We start from the raw sequence: 16,588 nt of genomic DNA on the forward strand, positions 1-16,588 counted from the left end.
CGTTCTCACGATGACCACAAAAAAGTCGGCGGTTCGGGTCGTCGCCGCGAGGTCCTATTCCGGCCCGGCGGCGCTCTGGACCCGCCACCCGCCGGCCAGTCCGCAGGCCTCGCGCTCCTCGTAGACGATGTCGGTCCCGTCCCCGAGTTCGTCGCCGCCCGCCAGCCGCTCGACGCGCAGGGGCACGTCGAGCGAGTCCCCACAACAGCCCACGTCGAGGAACTCCTCCCACACGTCGCCCGGCTCGGGCCGGGGGTAGCGGCGCTTCAGCCACGCCCGGAAGTGGCGGGTGTCCAGTTGGCCGCGCCCCCACCGCGACAGGTCCGCGGGGTAGGAGACGACGACGCGCTCGGCGACGGTCATGGTCGTGGTAGTCGGTGACGGGGGGGAACGGTTTCGGCCGCCGTCGGCCCCGGTCGGGAGGGGCACCGTGCCCGTACGTCTTTGAGAAGGCTTATTCGGCGCGTCCGCACAGTCGCCGTATGGTCGAGTTCGACGTACCGGAGGTCGACTACTCCCGGTACTCAAACCGCCAGCTCGTCGCGGTCCCCCTCGTGTTGCTGGCGCTGGCGCTCGTCGTCATCGCGGGCTTTCTCGTGCTCACGGGCAAGCCCGTCGCCCTCGGCGTCGCCTTCACGGGCGGCACCGAACTGCGCGTCGGCAACGTCTCCGACCCCGGCTCGCTGGACACCGTCTTCGATACCGAGATAGAGTCCGTCGCGCCGGTGGGACAGACCGGCGACCAGTACCTCGTCACCTTCCCGCCGACCGACGAGGACGTGGCGGGCAAGGCCCGCGACGAGGGGTACGCCGTCGAGCAGGCACAGGAACGGGCGGCCTCCTTCGGGGCCCAGTCACAGCGGCAGGCGCTGTTGGGTATCGGGGTCGCCTTCCTCGGGATGAGCGTGCTCGTGTTCGCGCTGTTCCGCACGTTCATCCCCTCCATCGCCGTCGTGGCGTCGGCGTTCTCCGACATCGTCATCCCGGTGGCGCTGATGAACCTCCTCGGCATCGAACTCACGCTCGGAACGGTCGCCGCGCTGCTGATGCTCATCGGTTACAGCGTGGACTCGGACCTCCTGCTCAACAACCACATCCTCAGGCGGCGGGGCGACTTCTACGAGTCCACCTACCGGGCGATGCGCACCGGCGTCACGATGACGCTCACCTCCATCGCCGCGATGGCCGTGATGACGCTCACGTCGTCGCTGCTCGGCATTCCGCTGCTGCCCGAGGTCGGACTCATCCTCGTGTTCGGCCTCTCGGTGGACCTCATGAACACGTACATGCTCAACGTCAGCCTGCTCCGCTACTACAAGTACGAGGCGGTCGGCTCATGATCCGGGAGAACTGGCGCATCGTCCTGCTGGTCGTGCTCGTCGTCGCGTCGTCGGCCGCGCTGTTCGGGCCGCTCGGCTCCGGGTCGGCCGCGGACGGCGGCGACGCGAACGCTACCTCGCCGACGAACCTCCAGTACGGGCTGGAGCTGTCGGGCGGGACGCGCATCCGCGCGCCGCTCGCCGGCCTCCACGCGACGCCGGACATCGGCGACGCCGACCCGAACCAGCTCCAGCGCGACCTCGCGGCGGAGCTGAACGTCTCGCTCGCGGACGTGGCCGTGCTCAACCCCACCCAAGAGCTCCCGAACGGCGCGGTCGAGGTCCGCACCGGGAACGTCACCCGGGCCGAGTTCGCGGCCGCGTTGCGGGCGAACGACATCGACGTGAGCGAGAACCAGGTCGACCTCGGCGTCACCGAGCGCACCCGCGACCAGACGGTCCGCGTCCTCAACAGCAAGATCAACGAGGGCGGGCTGACCGGCGGCTCCGTGACGACCACCCAGACCGAGAACGGGACCTACGTGGTCGTCGAGGTGCCCAACGCGAACCGCTCCGAGGTCATCGGCCTCATCGGCACGCCCGGGCGCGTGCAGGTCGTCGCGCTCTCGCCCGCGGAGAACGGCACCGGCTTCGAACGCCAGCCGCTGCTCGACCAGAGCGACCTCACCGTCAGCGGCGTCGTGACGCGACAGACGCCGGGCGGGGGGACGAGCTACGCCGTCGGCGTCACCGTCTCGAACGACGACGCGGCACAGCGGTTCGCGGACACGATGCGCGAGGAGGGGTTCACCAGCGAGCAGAACCCCAACGGCATCGGCAACTGCGACTACGAACTCGGCGAGGGGCCGCAGGACGACTCGGAGTACTGCCTGCTCACCGTTCGCGACGGCGAGACGGTGTACGCCGCGTCGATGGGCGACCTCGCGACCATCATCAACAACGGCGACTTCGTCGCCGACCCCTCCTTCTCCATCGGCGCGCCGAACCAGTCCACCGCGCGCCAGCTGGAGCTGGACCTCCGGGCCGGCGCGCTCCCGACGACGCTGAACATCGACGAGGGGACGACCTACTACCTCCAGCCGTCGCTGGCACAGGAGTTCAAGACGTTCTCCGTCGTCACCGGCGCGGTCGCGGTGCTCGCCGTCGCGTTCGTCGTCTTCCTCCGCTACCGCGAGGTCGGCGTCGCCGCGCCGATGGTGCTCACCGCCGCCGCCGAGGTGTATCTCCTCCTCGGCTTCGCGGCGCTCGTCGGGCTGGCGCTCGACCTCTCGCACATCGCCGGCTTCATCGCCGTCATCGGCACGGGGGTGGACGACCTCGTCATCATCGCCGACGAGATACTGCAGGGCGAGCGCGTCACGACGGGCCGCGTCTTCCAGTCGCGGTTCCGCAAGGCGTTCTGGGTCATCGGCGCGGCCGCCGCGACGACTATCATCGCGATGAGTCCCCTCGCCGTCCTCTCGCTGGGCGACCTGCAGGGCTTCGCGCTGGTCACCATCGTCGGCGTCCTGCTCGGCGTCCTCGTCACCCGCCCGGCGTACGGGAACATCCTCCGTAACGTCGTGCTGGACTGACGCGCGGGATTTCCTCACTTCGTAAGTACTGCCGCGACTAAACCGGCGTTCAGTTTCCGATAGTTTCACAATATCTTTCATGGTGTATTCCTCAGCGAAAACGTCATGTCTGACATTAACAGGCGGACGCTGCTTCGGGGGATGGGTGCTGCCGGCGCGACGCTAGCCTTCACCGGGCTCGCGTCCGCGTCCGACGGGTCGGCGCAGTATCTCCTCAGGAGCAACGGAAACAGCATCGAGCGGAGGCTCCGTAACACCGACTTCGCCCTCCGGCACGAACTCGCCGAGGGCGACGTCGCCGTCGTCACCGGTCCGGCCGACGCGGCGGACGAGCTCGCGGGCGTCCGACAGGTCTCGTCGGTCACCCGGGACGTCACGGTCGAGCTGGAGCTCCCCGAGGTGGACGCCGAACCGTCGTCGACACCGGGCGAGGACGCGGCGCTTCGCGGGCTTCAGTGGGACAAGGACCTCATGCAGGTCGGCGACGCACACGAGGTCGCGACCGGCGAGGGTGCCCGCATCGCCATCGTCGACACGGGCATCGACCTGGACCACCCCGACCTCGGGAACGTTAACGCGGACCTCGGGCGGGCGTTCGTGGCGAACGACGACGTACCGGAAATCGGTCCGGACGACTCCGGCTACCACGGCACCCACTGCGCCGGCATCGCGGCGGCGACCGGCGAGGTCGGCGTCGTCGGGATGGCCCCGGAGGCCGAACTGGTTCCGATTCGGGTGTTCCCGGCCGACGGGGGCGCGACGTTCGGCGATATCCTCGCGGGCATCGACTACGCGGCCGAGATCGGAGCGGACGCCGCGAACTTCAGCCTCGGGATTCCGGGCGTCCAACAGCCGGGGGCCGATATCAACAAGCTCCGCGCGAACGTCCAGCGGGTCTTCCAGAGCGCGGTTCGCCGTGGTACGGTCATCACCGGCTCGGCCGGCAATGACTCCGGAAACCTCCAGCAGGGCGGCGGCCTGACGCTCCCGAATAGCGTTCCGGCCGTCATCACCGTCAGCGCGACGTCGCCGGCCGACACGCTCTCGTTCTACTCGAACTACGGAACGAGCGACATCGAGGTCGCCGCGCCCGGGGGCTGGTACGAGACGATTCCGCGGACGCTCGGCGAAACGGGTGAGCCGGGGGACATCCCGTTCCCGCTCAACGGCGTGCTGTCCACGTGGCCCACGACGCTTTCGTCCTCCGTCGGGCTCGCCGGCTACGACTTCATCTCCGGCACCTCGATGGCCGCGCCGCAGGTCGCGGGGCTCGTCGGCCTCGTCCGGAGCCTCGACCCCTCGCTCAACGCGAACCAGGTCGAGAGCGTCATCAAGCAGAACGCGGAGGGAACGAACGGTAGCAGCGGGACTGAGTTCGGGGCGGGCCGCATCAACGCGCTGAACACGGTCGAATCGCTCCGGTAACGACCGACGTTCCCTGACTCCCTTCGATTTCTTTCAGAACTCGTCCAGTCCCGACTGTTCGGCCGCCGCCAGCACGTCCGCGCTCGTGGCCCACGACGCTCGCGCACACTCGGGCAGGGTGCCGTGCTCGCGGACGTACTCGCGGAGGAAGTCGCGGGTGGTCGGGTCGCTCGGGTAGCCGCTGCCCACGTCGCCGTACTCGGCGGCGAGCGCGGCGACGTGGGCGTCGCGGGCGACCTTCGCGACGACCGAGGCGGCGCCGACGAGCGGGTCGTCCTCGTCCGCGCGGTGGCGCGCCTCGACGGTCACGTCGCGCTCACAGGCGGCCGCGACCCGGCGGGCGAACCGCGCCTCGGAAACGTCGCCCGCGTCGCACAGCCCGGCGTCGCCGTCCGCCGCGCCCGCATCGACGGCGGCGGCGTGGGCCGCGACGGTGAGGGTGTTCATGTCCTCGTCGCCGTCGATGCGGGTGACGGGTATCTCCGCGACGCCAACGTCGAAGCGTTCCCTCACGACGGCGTCGAGTTCCTCGCGACGGGCGGGCGCGAGGCGTTTCGAGTCCGCGACGCCCTCGGGGAGCGTCTCGGGGTCGCCCCGGACGCAGGCGGCGAACATCGAGCCGAGCACGGGTCCCTTGCCGGCCTCGTCGACGCCGAATCGCATTGCTCGTCGGTCGGCGAGCGGCGACTAAAGCGGGTCGGTCGCCGGGGCTTTTACTGCCGGGAGCCGGAGCCCGGCCATGGTCGAGCCCCTCCCGACCGGCACGGTCGCGCTGCTCCTCCTGCTCGTCGTCCTCCCGGCGTACTTCTTCGCGGCGGGGCCGGTCGGCTACGCCGTTCTCCCCCTGCTCGTCGGCGGCCTGCTCGCCGTTCTCCGCCCGCGCTGGTGGTGGGAGCCAGTGAAACGGGTCGTGTGGGCGACCGAGAGCCGGTAGCTCAGGCCGCGCCCTCCTCGCTCTCGCCCTCCGCGTCGCGGAAGAAGTCCGGGTGCTCGAACGGCTCGTCCTCGCCCTCGACGGCGGTCACGTCGAGCGCGGTGACGACGGCCTCGACGCCGAGCAGGCCCGCGAGCGACGGCTCGGTGCGTCCCTCGTCGCCCGAGACGAGTTCCTTGATGTAGAGGCCGCCCGCGCCGTGAATCACGAGCGTCGCGTGCGTCTCGTCCGTCGTCGACCCCGAGATGTCGTAGACGGTGCGCTCGCGCGTGAGGTCCGCCCGGCGGTGGTCGACGCGCTGGGGGGTGCGCTGTTCGACCGTCGTTCCGCGGAGTTCGTCGAGCACCGGCTGGAGGTCGGCGTCGTCGACTTCCCCGCCGAACTCGACCGTCATCCGGTAGGTCTTCGAGGCGTCGTGTTCCTTCACGCGCTCTATCATGTCGTTCGTCGCGAAGCGCAGGCCCTCCACCTCGACGGCGTCGCTCGCCTCGTTGATCTCCGCCTCCAGCGCCGAGAGGTCCACGTGGCGGCGGTGGGGCTTCTTCACCTCCAGCACGAAGGGTCGCCCCCCGCCGAGCATCAGCGCGTCCACGTCCTCGCGGCCCGCGCCGTGGAAGACGCCCGCCTCGCCGCGCAGGGCGGTGACGAGCGTCGGCGCGACTTCCTGTTCGACACTCGTCCGGTAGCGGTAGCCGGTGCCGTTGCACTCCGGGCAGGGGCCGACGCCGTAGACGCGGCCCGAGCCGCCGCAGTCCGAGCAGGGCCACTCCGTCTGGGGCACGTCGCGCTCTATCTTCCGGTAGCGGCCGTAGACGGCCACGGAGTTGACCGTCGCCGTCACCTCGTCGGCGTCGAGGTCACAGAGCAGTTGCACGTCCGGGCGCTCGAAGTCCACCTCCTTTTCGAGGCGCGCGCCCAGCCGCCGCCCCACCTCGCGGTTCAGTTCCTTACGGAGTTCCTCGCCCGCGTCCGGTTCGAGCCCCGCGTCCTCGCGCAGGAGTTCGTCGTTCTCCTCGACCAGCGGCGGGACGCGCGTCCCGACCTGGTACGTGTCGAAGTCGATGTCCGCGACGGCTGCGGCCGCGCGCTCGGCCAGTTCCTCGAAGCGGCCGCACAGCCCCTCGCAGACCCAGCAGTCCGCGGGGTCGGTCGTCCCGTACGGCTCGTCGTCGTCAAGCGCGATGGTCGTGCGGAGCGCCCGGCCGCGCTCGGCGTTCGTCAGCCCGAAGCTCCGCTCGGCGAACGGGCGGCCGAGACAGGCGTCACACAGCGGCCCGGTCGCGAGCAGCGCGCGGGCGTCGTCGAGGAGCGTCATTGTCCGTCCTCGGGCCGCTCGCGGCAAGTGCCCTTCGGGTCAGTCGTCGTCCGCGCCCGCGGCCTCGGGGACCGCCCCGTCCGCCCCGGCCGCCGTCGCGGCCCCCTCGCCGAGCAGGCGCACCTCGCGCTGGGGGAACGGCACCGTGATGCCCGCCTCCGCGAACGCGCGGTAGATGCCGACGTTGAGGTCGTGGGTCGCTCTCCCCCTGAGCACGGGGTCGGGAACCCAGCAGAGCAGTTCGACCTCTATCGCGCTGTCGCCGAACGACCGCATCCGGACGCGGGCCGAGGGCGCGTCGAGGACGGGCTTCGTCGCCGCCGCCACGCCCAGGAGCGTCTCCTCCAGCAGGTCGTAGTCGGTGCCGTACGCGACGCCGACCGGGACCCGGATACGGCGCTTGCGCCGCGGGGTGGACTCGTTGACGACCTTCGCGGAGTTGAGGATGGAGTTCGGCACGGTGACGAGCACGTCGTCGCGCGTGCGGATGACCGTCGAGCGGATGGAGATGTCCTCGACGCGCCCGCGGTCGCCCGATTCGAGGACGATCCAGTCGCCGACCTTGTACGTCCCGTCGAAGAACAGCGCGATGGAGCCGAACAGGTTCGCGATGGTGTCGCGGGCGGCGAAGCCGACGACGATGCCGATGATACCCGCCGAGGCGAGCAGCGGCGTCACGTCGTAGTTCCACAGGCGCAGCAGCGCGAACGCGGTCAGGCCGATGAGCGCCGCCGTCCAGACGTTCTGGAAGATGGGGACGACGCTCCCCTCGGCCTTCTCCCGGTCGGCGGTGAGCGCCGTCGAGACGCGCCGACCCAGCCGAACGAGCGTGAACGCCCACACGAAGACGACCGCCGAGAGGACGGTGCGTTCGAGGTTCGTCGTCACCTCGGCGGGAACCGCCACGACGGACAGCGACAGCGGTCCCAGCGCGTAGTAGAGCCCCGTGAGCGCGATGGTGACGTACAGCGCCGGGTGGAGCGTCCCGAGCACGGCGTCGTCCACGTCCCCCTCGATGCGCTTCGTGACGCGTTTCACGACGCGGTCGCCGCCCACCTGGACCAGCCGGGCGACGGCGAGCGACCCCCCGACGACGACGAGCAGCGCCGCCCACGGCGGGAGCCCCGCGAGCGCCCCCTCGATACCTGCAACCATGCACGGTATTCCCGCCGGCCGATATAGCGGTGCCGGCGGGAACCGCCGGCTTCAAGCCGCGCCGTCGCACCCTCAGCGTATGGACCGGCTGTGGCTCGCCGTCGTCGTCGGCGTCCTCCAGGGGGTGTTCGAGTGGCTCCCCGTCTCCTCGGAGGGGAACATCGCCATCTACCTCACCGCCGTCGAGGGGTTGCCGCCGAGCGCCGCCACGGAGTTCGCCCTGTTCCTCCACGCCGGCACGGCGATGGCCGCCACGGCCTACTACCGCGACGAGATAGCGGGGCTGCTCCGACGGCTGCCGGAGTGGCGGCCCTCGGCCCCGAGCGCGACCCCCGAGGTGACGTTCCTGGGGGTCGCGACGCTCGCCTCCGGCGTCGTCGGCATCGCCGCCTACGCCACCCTCGAAGAGCTGTTCCCCGTCCTCGCGGGCGGCGCGTTCATCGTCCTCATCGGCGTCCTGCTCGTCGCGACGGGACTGCTCCAGCGGCTCGCGGACGCCCGCCTCGGAAGCCGCGAGGAACCGACGCTCTCGGACGCCGTGCTCGTCGGCGTCCTCCAGGGGCTCGCCATCCTCCCCGGCGTCTCGCGGTCGGGGACGACGGTGTCGGCGCTCATCCTCCGCGGCTACGACGCCGAGGCCTCCTTCCGGCTCTCCTTCCTGCTCTCGATTCCGGCCGCCGCGGGCGCGGGGCTGCTCGTGCTCGCGGACGGCGTGCCGACGCTCTCGCCGACGGCCGCGGCCGTCGCCGTCGCCGTCTCGGCCGTCGTCGGCTACCTCACCATCGACGCGCTGCTGCGCGTCGTGGAGCGCGTCGCCTTCTGGGCGGTGTGTCTCGGGCTCGGGACGCTCGCCGTCGTCGGCGGCCTCCTCACCGCGCTGTGACTACGGCTCCGGCACCGTCCCGGTGCCGAGCGTCGCGGTGGACTCGCCGTCCGACGACTCCCAGATGATGCGGACCTCCTCGCCCGGCGCGAAGTCGCCGTTGCCGCCGCCGTCGCGCAGTTGCAGCGTCGCGCCCGGTCCCACGTCGCGCGGGAACGGCTCGGCGACGCCACCGCCGTCCGTGGCCAGTTCCGTGAACCGCGTGTCGCCCACGGTGACGTCGAGGTTCCGCGCGTCGACGCCGTTGCCGCTGTTGTGGACGATTCTGACGACGTCGCCGCCCTCGCCCGCGGCGTACGTCGAGTTCGGGAAGGTGACCTCGAAGGAGGCCTGCGGCGGGCTCTCCGAACTCGTTCCCCCGAGGTCGAAGGCGTAGGCCCCGACGACGGTCGCGAGAATGAGCGTGATGGCGACCAGCACTGTCACGCCGATGACGTTCGATACCCCCGAGTCCGCGCGGAAGAACTCTCGTAGATGCATTCTGTGTCCCCCGTCCCCCGGTTCGCCGCCCGCCCCGGGGGGCGTTGTCGGTACTGTCGGCCAACCGGACATAATTATTGCGTTACCGGTGCCGGCGTCGAGCGATACCCGCGCGTTCGCGACCGGCGTGCGTAAGACCCCCCGTCCCGAAACCGGGCCATGCAGGACCCCTTCAAGGAGCTCATGTACCGCTCCTTCAAGGACGCGATGGACATCGCCGCCGACTACAACGCGTGGGCGGGCGAGGCGTTCGACGAGCCGATGCCCGTCCAGCCGAACGCCGTCCCCCAGATGGCGCTGCTGCTCTACCGGAGCCGCCTCCAGGCGCGCCTCGGTGAGGGGTCGGTTGACTTCCCCGACCTCGACGAGCGGATGTACGACTGACGCCACAGGATTTACTACGCGGGCGAGTAACTACACACCATGACCGTGACGACGGGGGTCGTGCTGGCGGCGGGGGAGGGGACGCGGCTCCGCCCGCTGACGCGCAACCGCCCGAAGCCGATGCTCCCCGCCGCGAACCGGCCCATCCTCGAATACGTCCTCGACGCCCTCCTCGACGCCGGCGTCGAGGAGTTGGTCGTCGTCGTCGGCTACCGGCGCGACCGCGTCCAGGAGCACTTCGGCTCGACGTACCGCGACGCGCCCGTCACCTACGTCCGCCAGGAGAAACAGCTCGGCAGCGGCCACGCCCTCCTCCAGGCCCGCGAGGCCGTGGACGGCGACTTCGTGGCCGTCAACGGCGACCGCGTGGTCGACCCCGACACGGTGGCCGCGACGCTCGACGCCTTCGACGGCTCGGAGCCCGTGATGGCCGTCCGCGACCACCCGAACGCCGCACAGTACGGCGCGGTGCGCCTCGACGGCGACCGCGTGACCGACCTCGTCGAGAAGCCGACCGCGGACGAGTACCGGCTCATCAACGCGGGGGTCTACGCTCTCACGTCCGACTGCTTCGACCGCCTCGTGGCGACCCCCCGCCGGGACGGCTCGCTCATCCTCACCGATGCCCTGCTCCCGCTCGTCGAGGAGGGGAGCGTCCGCGCCGTCCACACCGACGGGCTGTGGGTGGACGCGACCTACCCGTGGGACCTCCTCGAAGCCGCCCGCCGCCTGCTGGACGAGGGCTGGGTGACGGAGACGCAACGCTCGCCGGGCGTCCACGTCCACCGCTCCGCGACCGTCCACGAGGACGCGACGCTACAGGGGCCGGTCGTCGTCGGCCCGGACGCCGAGATCGCCGCCAGCGCCGTCGTCGGCCCGGACGCCGCGCTCGGGCGCAACGTCACCGTCGGCGCGAACGCCACGGTCGAGCGGTCGGTCGTGGACGCCGACACGCGCGTCTGCGCGGCGAGCGTCATCCGCGACTGCGTCACCGGCTCCGGCGTCGTCGTCGGCCCGGGCGCGACGGTACCCGGGGGTCCCGCCGACGTGCGCGTCGGCGACCGCGTCTTCCCCGACGAGCGGCTGGGCGCGGTGCTCGCCGACCGTGCCGAGCTCGGCGGCGGCGCGACCTGCGAGCCGGGCACGCTCGTCGGCGTGAACGCCCGCGTCGGGCCCGGCGCGTTCGCCCGCGACCGCGTCCCCGAGGACGGCGAGGTGGTCCGCTGATGTGCGGCATCGTGGGCTGTGTCGGCCGCGGCGACGACACCCTCGACACGCTCGTCTCGGGGCTCGACACGCTCGAATACCGCGGCTACGACTCGGCGGGCGTCGCGCTCGCCGGCCCGGGGCTCGACGTCGTGAAGAAGGTCGGCGAACTCGACGCGCTCCGCGAGGTGCTCGAATCCGAGTCGCCCTCGGGCCGGGTCGGCGTCGGCCACACCCGCTGGTCCACCCACGGCCCGCCGACGGACGCGAACGCCCACCCGCACACCGACTGCGCGGGCGAGGTCGCCGTCGTCCACAACGGCATCATCGAGAACTACCAGTCGCTGCGCGACGAACTCGCCGCCGAGGGGCACGAGTTCGTCTCCGACACGGACACGGAGGTCGTCCCCCACCTCGTCGAGCGGGAACTCGCCGAGGGGGCAGACCCCGAGGACGCCGTCCGCGCGGCCGTCTCGCGGCTGGAAGGGAGCTTCGCCGTCGCCGTGGTCATCGAGGACGTCGAGGCCGTCTTCGCCGCCCGGCAGGACTCCCCGCTCGTGCTCGGCGTCGGCGACGGCGCGACCTACCTCGCCTCCGACGTGCCCGCCTTCCGGCGCTACACCGACCGCGTCGTCTACCTCGACGACGGGGAGTTCGCCCGCCTCGACGCCGACGGCTACGCCGTCACGAGCCTCGACGGCGAGCCCCGCGAGAAGTCGGTCCACACCGTCGAGTGGGACGCCGAGGCGACCGGGAAGTCCGGCTACGACCACTTCATGCTCAAGGAGATACACGAACAGCCCCGCGCCCTCCGGCAGTGTCTCCAGGGTCGGGTGGACGAACTCGGCGGCCGGGTGTCGCTCGACCTCGACCTCGACGTCGAGCGCGTCCAGTTCGTCGCCTGCGGCACCTCGTATCACGCGGCGCTGTACGGCGCGGCGCTGTTCCGCGCCGCGGGCGTCCCGGCACAGGCCTTCTTCGCCCACGAGTACGCCGTCGCCACGCCGCCCATCGAGGACGACCTCGTCGTCGGGGTTTCTCAATCGGGGGAGACGGCCGACACCCTCTCCGCGCTCCGCGAGGCGCGGGGCCGCGGGGCGCGGACCCTCGCGGTCACCAACGTCGTCGGCTCCACGATGGCCCGCGAGTGCGACGACGCGCTGTACATCCGTTCCGGCCCCGAGATCGGCGTCGCGGCCTCCAAGACGTTCTCCGCGCAGTTGGCGGCGCTCAATCTGCTGGCGCTCCACACCGTCGGCGCGGGCGACGACGACCGCCGCGAGGTCATCGCCGCCCTGCGCGACCTGCCGGGGGACGTGCAGGCGCTGCTCGACGACACCGACGCCGAGGCCGTCGCCCGCGAGTACGTGGACAGCGACGGCTTCTTCTTCATCGGCCGGGACAAGAGCCACCCCGTCGCGCTGGAGGGCGCCCTGAAGCTCAAGGAGATATCCTACGCCCACGCCGAGGGGTTCCCCGCGGGCGAACTCAAACACGGGACGCTGGCGCTCGTCACGGAGGACACGCCCGTCTTCGCCGTCGTCACGGGCGACGGCGAGGCGGCGCGCAAGACCATCGGGAACGTGAAGGAGGTGGAGGCGCGCGGCGCGCCCGTCGTCGCCGTCACCGACGGGGAGAGCGACGTGGCCCGCTACGCCGACCACGTGCTGGAGGTGCCGGAGACGCACGCCCGGACCGCCGCGGTCCTCGCGAACATCCAGCTCCAGCTCGTCGCCTACCACGTCGCGAACGAACTCGGCCGCTCCATCGACAAGCCGCGCAACCTCGCGAAGAGCGTCACCGTCGAGTGACGCCTCGGTCGGCGGTCGCTTCGGGGGCGGCCGTCCCGTCCGTCGCGTTCCCGTCGTCCAGCGCATCGTCGAGCGCCGCCGCCAGCGCGAACGTCGCGTCCTCGTGGTCGGCCCGCGACGCGCCGACGGCGTTGGACCGCACGTCCAGCCGCTCGTAGCCGTCGGCGTCGACCGTCGCGTCGAGTTCGGTCTCCGCGAACGACCGGACCTCGGCGAACAGCGCGTGGAGGTGGAGCAGTTCCTGTTTGTGCATCACATTCGCGCTTCGAACGGAACCCACACGGACCCGCCGCCGAACGTGTTCGGGGCTACGCCGTCGCGTTCGTCGATGTCGCGTTCGCCGTCGGGACGTCGCGGACGTTCCGGCCGTCCTCGTTCGCCGCGAGCCACGCGGCGTACCGCTCGGGGGCGACGGCCGTTGCGTTGCCCGTCATCCGCGAGTGGCCGACGCCGCACAGCTCCGTACAGTAGAGCCGCACCGTCCCCGCCGCGGTGACGTTCGTCCGGACGTAGGCGCGCCGCGTCGGGAACACGTCCTGTTTGATGCCCCACCGCGGGACGAACAGCGAGTGGATGACGTCGGCCGAGGACATGTTGAGGTACACCTCCCGGTCGGTCGGGACGACGAGTTCGCCCTGCGTCGTGAGGTTCGCGCCGGGGTAGCGAACCTCCCAGCCGTACTGGTAGCCGAGGACGCGTATCTCGACGGCGTCGTCGGGCATCTCGCCGGCGGTCGTGGGCTGGGCGGCGGCCGTCCCCGTCGCGGACATGTACGGCGACGCGAGGACGGTGAACGCGGCGACGAAGACGAACAGCAGGATGACCGCCGTCGCGGCGGTCCACGTGATCTCGAGCGCCGGGTCCGACGAGGTGGGCTTCGGGTCGTCGTTGTTCCGGAACCGGACGACGGCGTACACGAGGATTATCTCGACGAACGCCGTCAGCGGGAGGGCGACGTACAGCAGTTGACGGTTCAGCCCGTCGAAGAGGTCGCGGTTCGCCGACTGGGCCGCGACCGGCTCCGCGAGGAGGAGGAGGGCGACGAGCGCGGCCGCCGCGGCGGCGAGCCGACGGGCCGGACGGGACATATCCCACCGTTCTCGCGGGAGGGAAAATAGCTACCGGGGGCGGTTTTATGTCACACCGTGTCAACCCTCCGACCATGCACGCCCTCCCCCGCGCCGACCCCCGACGGGTGATGCCGTGAACCGCTATCTCGTCACCGGGGCCGGTCTGCTCGTCCTGCTGGGGTTCGTCTGTGCGCTCGCGGTCGTCGGGAGCCGGCGGTCCGGCGGCGACGAGGGGCGCGTCGCCGCCTCCGACGGGGGCTACGCGCCGGGCCACCGCGAGGGCATCGACCTCTCCGCCGGGTGGCTGTGGAACGGCCTCGTCCGGTGGACGACGACGACCGACCACAAGGACATCGGGATCCTGTACATCGTCTTCGGGACGGTCGCGGCGTTCTGGGGCGGCCTCGACGGGATGATGATGCGTCTCGAACTGCTGACGCCCGCCGCCGACGTGTGGAGCGAGGCGACGTACAACGCCCTCTTCACGACCCACGGGCTGACGATGCTCATCTTCTTCGTCCTCCCCGTGTTCTTCGGCATCGGCAACTACGTCCTCCCGCTGCTCATCGACGCCGACGACATGGCGTTCCCGCGGGTGAACGCCGTCGGCTTCTGGCTCCTCCCGCCCGCGCTGTTGCTCGTCCGCGCGGGCATCTTCTTCCAGGTCGGCGGGCAGGTGCTCGGCTTCTTCCTCCCGCCCGAGGAGATAGCCCTCCTGCTGTCGGTCGAGGAGGTCGGCGTCGGCTGGACGCTGTACACGCCGCTGTCGGCGACGAGCGAGAACCCGCAGATAACGACCCTCCTCCTGGGGCTCCACCTCTCCGGCGTCGCCACGACCGTCGGCGCCATCAACTTCATCGCGACCGTCGTCCACGAGCGCGGGCCGGGTATCACCTGGGCGAACCTCGACATCCTCTCGTGGAACCTCCTGACGACGAGCGCCATCGCGCTGTTCGCCTTCCCCCTCCTCGGGAGCGCGCTCGTCATGCTCATCCTCGACCGGACCTTCGGGACGGCCTTCTTCGCCGTCGGGAACGGCGGGCCGGTCCTCTGGCAACACCTCTTCTGGTTCTGGGGCCACCCCGAGGTGTACATCATCTTCCTCCCCGCGACGGGGCTGCTCTCGACGATACTGCCGAAGTTCGTCGGCCGGAAGCTGTTCGGCTTCCGCTTCGTCGTCTACTCGACGCTCGGCATCGCGGTGATGAGCTTCGGCGTCTGGGCCCACCACATGTTCGTCTCCGGCGTGGACCCCCGTGTGAAGGCCTCCTTCATGGCTATCTCGCTCGCCATCGCCGTTCCGTCCGCGATCAAGACGTTCAACTGGCTCACGACGATGTGGGACGGGAACGTCCGGCTGACCGCGCCGATGATACTGTGTGTCGGCTCCATCGGCACCTTCGTCGTCGGGGGCGTGACGGGCGTGTTCCTCGCCGCGGTCCCCATCGACGTGGTGTACCACGGCACCTACTACGTCGTCGGCCACTTCCACCTCATCGTGATGGGCATCATCCCGTACATGATGATGGCCGCGGGCTACTACTGGTACCCCCTGCTGACGGGGCGCTTCTACGACCGCCGGCTGGCGCGCTTCCAGTCGTGGCTCCTCGTCGTCGGCACGACGGTCACGTTCGGCACGCTCGTCGTCCTCGGCCTGCTCGAACTGCCGCGCCGCTACGCGAACTACCCCGCCGAGTTCGCCCCGCTCCAGCAGGTCGCCTCTATCGGCGCGTTCCTCATCGGGATGGCCGTCCTCCTGTGGCTCTACAACATGGTGTGGTCCTACTGGCACGGCGACCCCGTCGAGAGCGGCGACCCGTGGGACCTGAAGGCCACCGACCAGTTCACCCGCGAGTGGCAGTGGTTCGAGTCGCGGCTCGAATCGCGCTACGGGATGCAGCCGACGACGCCCGACGCGGTCAGGCCCTCCGCGACCGCCGACCCCGACGCCGGGAGCCCGCAGTTCGCGAAGGGCGTCGGCTCGCTCGCGGAGAACACCGGCCGGACGGTCGCGGGCGGCCTGCTCGCCGGCTTCGTCGGCACGATGTTGATGTCCGGCGCGCTGTTCGCCGCGGTCGCCATCGGCGTCTTCGACACCGGGAGCTTCGCCGAACTCGCCGCGCTCGCCGGCCTCGGCGACAGCGTCGCGCTCGGCTACACCGTGTTCCTGCTCGGCGGGACGACGACGTGGGCCCTGCTCTTCCTCGCCCTGCAGGAGTACCTCCCCGGTCGCCTGCGCGTCGGCACCGGCCTCGCGTACGCGACGGTGATGTCGCTCGGCTTCATGATAGCCTTCTACTCCGGACAGACGGGGCTGGCGCTGGTCGGCTACGTCGGCTTCGCGCTCGTCGCCCACTGGCTCTACGGCTTCGGGCTGGCCGTCGTACTGGAGTTCCTCGAACTGCGGCGCACGAGGCGGCTATGAGCGAGGCCGACGAGCCGTGGGTCGTCACCTACGCCGCCCCGCTCGTCGGGGTTCTCCTCGTCGTCGTCGGCATCTCCGCCGGCGTGCTCGGCGGCTACAGCGTCGTCCAGTCGGAACTCGGCCTCTGCGGCTCGCCGTCCATCCACGTCGCGAGCGAGGAGACCACGGCGGGGTACGTCGGGCCCGACGGCCCGAGCCTCGAACGCCTCCCCGTCGAGAACCTCACCGACGCCGAGGCCGCGGCGTTCCGCACCGCCCTCGACGCCCCGACGCGGGAGGCGAGCATCGACGGCGACGTCGAACACCTCGCCGCGTTCCGCGCGGGCGTGCTGGTCACGTACGACGGCGGCGAGCGGTACGTCACCCTCGCGTCGCTCAACGAGTGCGTCGGCGTCCCGCCGCTGTTGTTCCCGCTCGGCGTGGCCGCCATCCTGTTCGGGGCCGGCGGCGTGTTGACCCCGCCGCTGTACCGCCGGCTCGACGCCTTCGAGAACGCAGCGGAGTGAACGTCTCAGAGCCCTCGATAAAAGTTCTAAACGTCGCTCGACGCCCCGTGAAACGTCGGCCCGGACTCCGTACCGCTCCC

17 protein-coding genes are annotated in these 16,588 nt (G+C 70.9%); 10 read left to right on the forward strand and 7 right to left on the reverse strand.

The genetic code is table 11. From position 1 onward, the window contains the following. Positions 1-54 precede the first annotated feature (54 nt). Positions 55-363 carry a DUF7968 family protein gene (locus P2T37_RS09180; protein ID WP_276233613.1) on the reverse strand — a complete coding sequence of 103 codons (309 nt, stop codon included), beginning with the start codon at positions 361-363 and terminating at the stop codon, positions 55-57. A 119-nt stretch (positions 364-482) separates the two neighbouring features. Here P2T37_RS09180 and secF point away from each other — a divergent pair, with 119 nt between their 5' ends. The 3 genes from secF to P2T37_RS09195 all read left to right on the forward strand — a co-directional run bounded on the left by secF (position 483) and on the right by P2T37_RS09195 (position 4,339). Continuing rightward, complete coding sequence (gene secF / locus P2T37_RS09185) at positions 483-1,340, forward strand: protein translocase subunit SecF (RefSeq protein WP_276233614.1); 858 nt, start codon at positions 483-485, stop codon at positions 1,338-1,340. After that, positions 1,337-2,914, forward strand: a complete 1,578-nt coding sequence (locus P2T37_RS09190) for a preprotein translocase subunit SecD family protein (protein WP_276233615.1) — start codon at positions 1,337-1,339, stop codon at positions 2,912-2,914. Before secF ends, P2T37_RS09190 begins: the two co-directional genes overlap by 4 nt. 105 nt (positions 2,915-3,019) lie before the next feature. Next, positions 3,020-4,339: a S8 family serine peptidase gene (locus P2T37_RS09195; protein ID WP_276233616.1), complete on the forward strand. Its 1,320-nt coding sequence runs from the start codon at positions 3,020-3,022 to the stop codon at positions 4,337-4,339. A gap of 33 nt (positions 4,340-4,372) precedes the next feature. Here the strand turns inward: P2T37_RS09195 and rnhB are convergent, their stop codons facing one another. Continuing rightward, on the reverse strand, positions 4,373-5,002 hold the full coding sequence (gene rnhB, locus P2T37_RS09200) for a ribonuclease HII (protein WP_276233617.1): 630 nt from the start codon (positions 5,000-5,002) through the stop codon (positions 4,373-4,375). Positions 5,003-5,078: 76 nt separating this feature from the next. Between rnhB and P2T37_RS09205 the strand changes: the two genes are divergently transcribed. Next, a complete protein-coding gene (locus P2T37_RS09205) occupies positions 5,079-5,273 on the forward strand; it encodes a hypothetical protein (protein ID WP_276233618.1) in 195 nt (64 codons plus the stop codon). A 1-nt stretch (position 5,274) separates the two neighbouring features. Here P2T37_RS09205 and P2T37_RS09210 read toward each other — a convergent pair whose 3' ends face one another. Both P2T37_RS09210 and P2T37_RS09215 read right to left on the reverse strand, forming a co-directional pair. Next, positions 5,275-6,588: a tRNA pseudouridine(54/55) synthase Pus10 gene (locus tag P2T37_RS09210; RefSeq protein ID WP_276233619.1), complete on the reverse strand. Its 1,314-nt coding sequence runs from the start codon at positions 6,586-6,588 to the stop codon at positions 5,275-5,277. Positions 6,589-6,627: 39 nt separating this feature from the next. Further along, positions 6,628-7,743 carry a mechanosensitive ion channel family protein gene (locus P2T37_RS09215; protein ID WP_276233620.1) on the reverse strand — a complete coding sequence of 372 codons (1,116 nt, stop codon included), beginning with the start codon at positions 7,741-7,743 and terminating at the stop codon, positions 6,628-6,630. A 79-nt stretch (positions 7,744-7,822) separates the two neighbouring features. Here P2T37_RS09215 and P2T37_RS09220 point away from each other — a divergent pair, with 79 nt between their 5' ends. Continuing rightward, positions 7,823-8,626 (forward strand): undecaprenyl-diphosphate phosphatase, encoded by an 804-nt coding sequence (locus P2T37_RS09220; RefSeq protein ID WP_276233621.1) that lies wholly within the window; start codon positions 7,823-7,825, stop codon positions 8,624-8,626. Here P2T37_RS09220 and P2T37_RS09225 read toward each other — a convergent pair whose 3' ends face one another. Then, positions 8,627-9,106, reverse strand: coding sequence for a type IV pilin N-terminal domain-containing protein (locus tag P2T37_RS09225; protein WP_276233622.1), 480 nt, complete (start codon positions 9,104-9,106; stop codon positions 8,627-8,629). It abuts the gene before it with no gap. Positions 9,107-9,265: 159 nt separating this feature from the next. Here P2T37_RS09225 and P2T37_RS09230 point away from each other — a divergent pair, with 159 nt between their 5' ends. Genes P2T37_RS09230 through glmS form a run of 3 tightly spaced genes read left to right on the forward strand, consistent with a single transcriptional unit; the run spans position 9,266 to position 12,507 of the window. Further along, on the forward strand, positions 9,266-9,490 hold the full coding sequence (locus P2T37_RS09230; RefSeq protein ID WP_276233623.1) for a hypothetical protein: 225 nt from the start codon (positions 9,266-9,268) through the stop codon (positions 9,488-9,490). Positions 9,491-9,529: 39 nt separating this feature from the next. Beyond that, positions 9,530-10,717 carry a sugar phosphate nucleotidyltransferase gene (locus tag P2T37_RS09235; RefSeq protein WP_276233624.1) on the forward strand — a complete coding sequence of 396 codons (1,188 nt, stop codon included), beginning with the start codon at positions 9,530-9,532 and terminating at the stop codon, positions 10,715-10,717. After that, a complete protein-coding gene (gene glmS, locus P2T37_RS09240) occupies positions 10,717-12,507 on the forward strand; it encodes a glutamine--fructose-6-phosphate transaminase (isomerizing) (RefSeq protein WP_276233625.1) in 1,791 nt (596 codons plus the stop codon). The genes P2T37_RS09235 and glmS overlap by 1 nt, the downstream gene beginning before the upstream one ends. On the opposite strand, the gene P2T37_RS09245 is transcribed toward glmS, so the two are convergent. Together P2T37_RS09245 and coxB are read right to left on the reverse strand one after the other, a co-directional pair. Next, on the reverse strand, positions 12,494-12,760 hold the full coding sequence (locus tag P2T37_RS09245) for a UPF0058 family protein (protein WP_276233626.1): 267 nt from the start codon (positions 12,758-12,760) through the stop codon (positions 12,494-12,496). The two genes, glmS and P2T37_RS09245, sit on opposite strands and share 14 nt — an antisense overlap. Positions 12,761-12,815: 55 nt before the next feature. Then, the gene (coxB, locus tag P2T37_RS09250) at positions 12,816-13,595 is read right to left on the reverse strand and encodes a cytochrome c oxidase subunit II (RefSeq protein WP_276233627.1); all 780 of its coding nucleotides are present in this window, start codon (positions 13,593-13,595) and stop codon (positions 12,816-12,818) included. Between the two features lie 115 nt (positions 13,596-13,710). Here coxB and P2T37_RS09255 point away from each other — a divergent pair, with 115 nt between their 5' ends. Beyond that, positions 13,711-16,002, forward strand: a complete 2,292-nt coding sequence (locus P2T37_RS09255; protein ID WP_276233628.1) for a DUF6789 family protein — start codon at positions 13,711-13,713, stop codon at positions 16,000-16,002. Next, on the forward strand, positions 15,999-16,508 hold the full coding sequence (locus tag P2T37_RS09260; RefSeq protein ID WP_276233629.1) for a hypothetical protein: 510 nt from the start codon (positions 15,999-16,001) through the stop codon (positions 16,506-16,508). The genes P2T37_RS09255 and P2T37_RS09260 overlap by 4 nt, the downstream gene beginning before the upstream one ends. Positions 16,509-16,588 lie beyond the last annotated feature (80 nt).

The organism is Halosegnis marinus, assembly GCF_029338355.1.
GTDB classification, from domain to species: domain Archaea; phylum Halobacteriota; class Halobacteria; order Halobacteriales; family Haloarculaceae; genus Halosegnis; species Halosegnis marinus.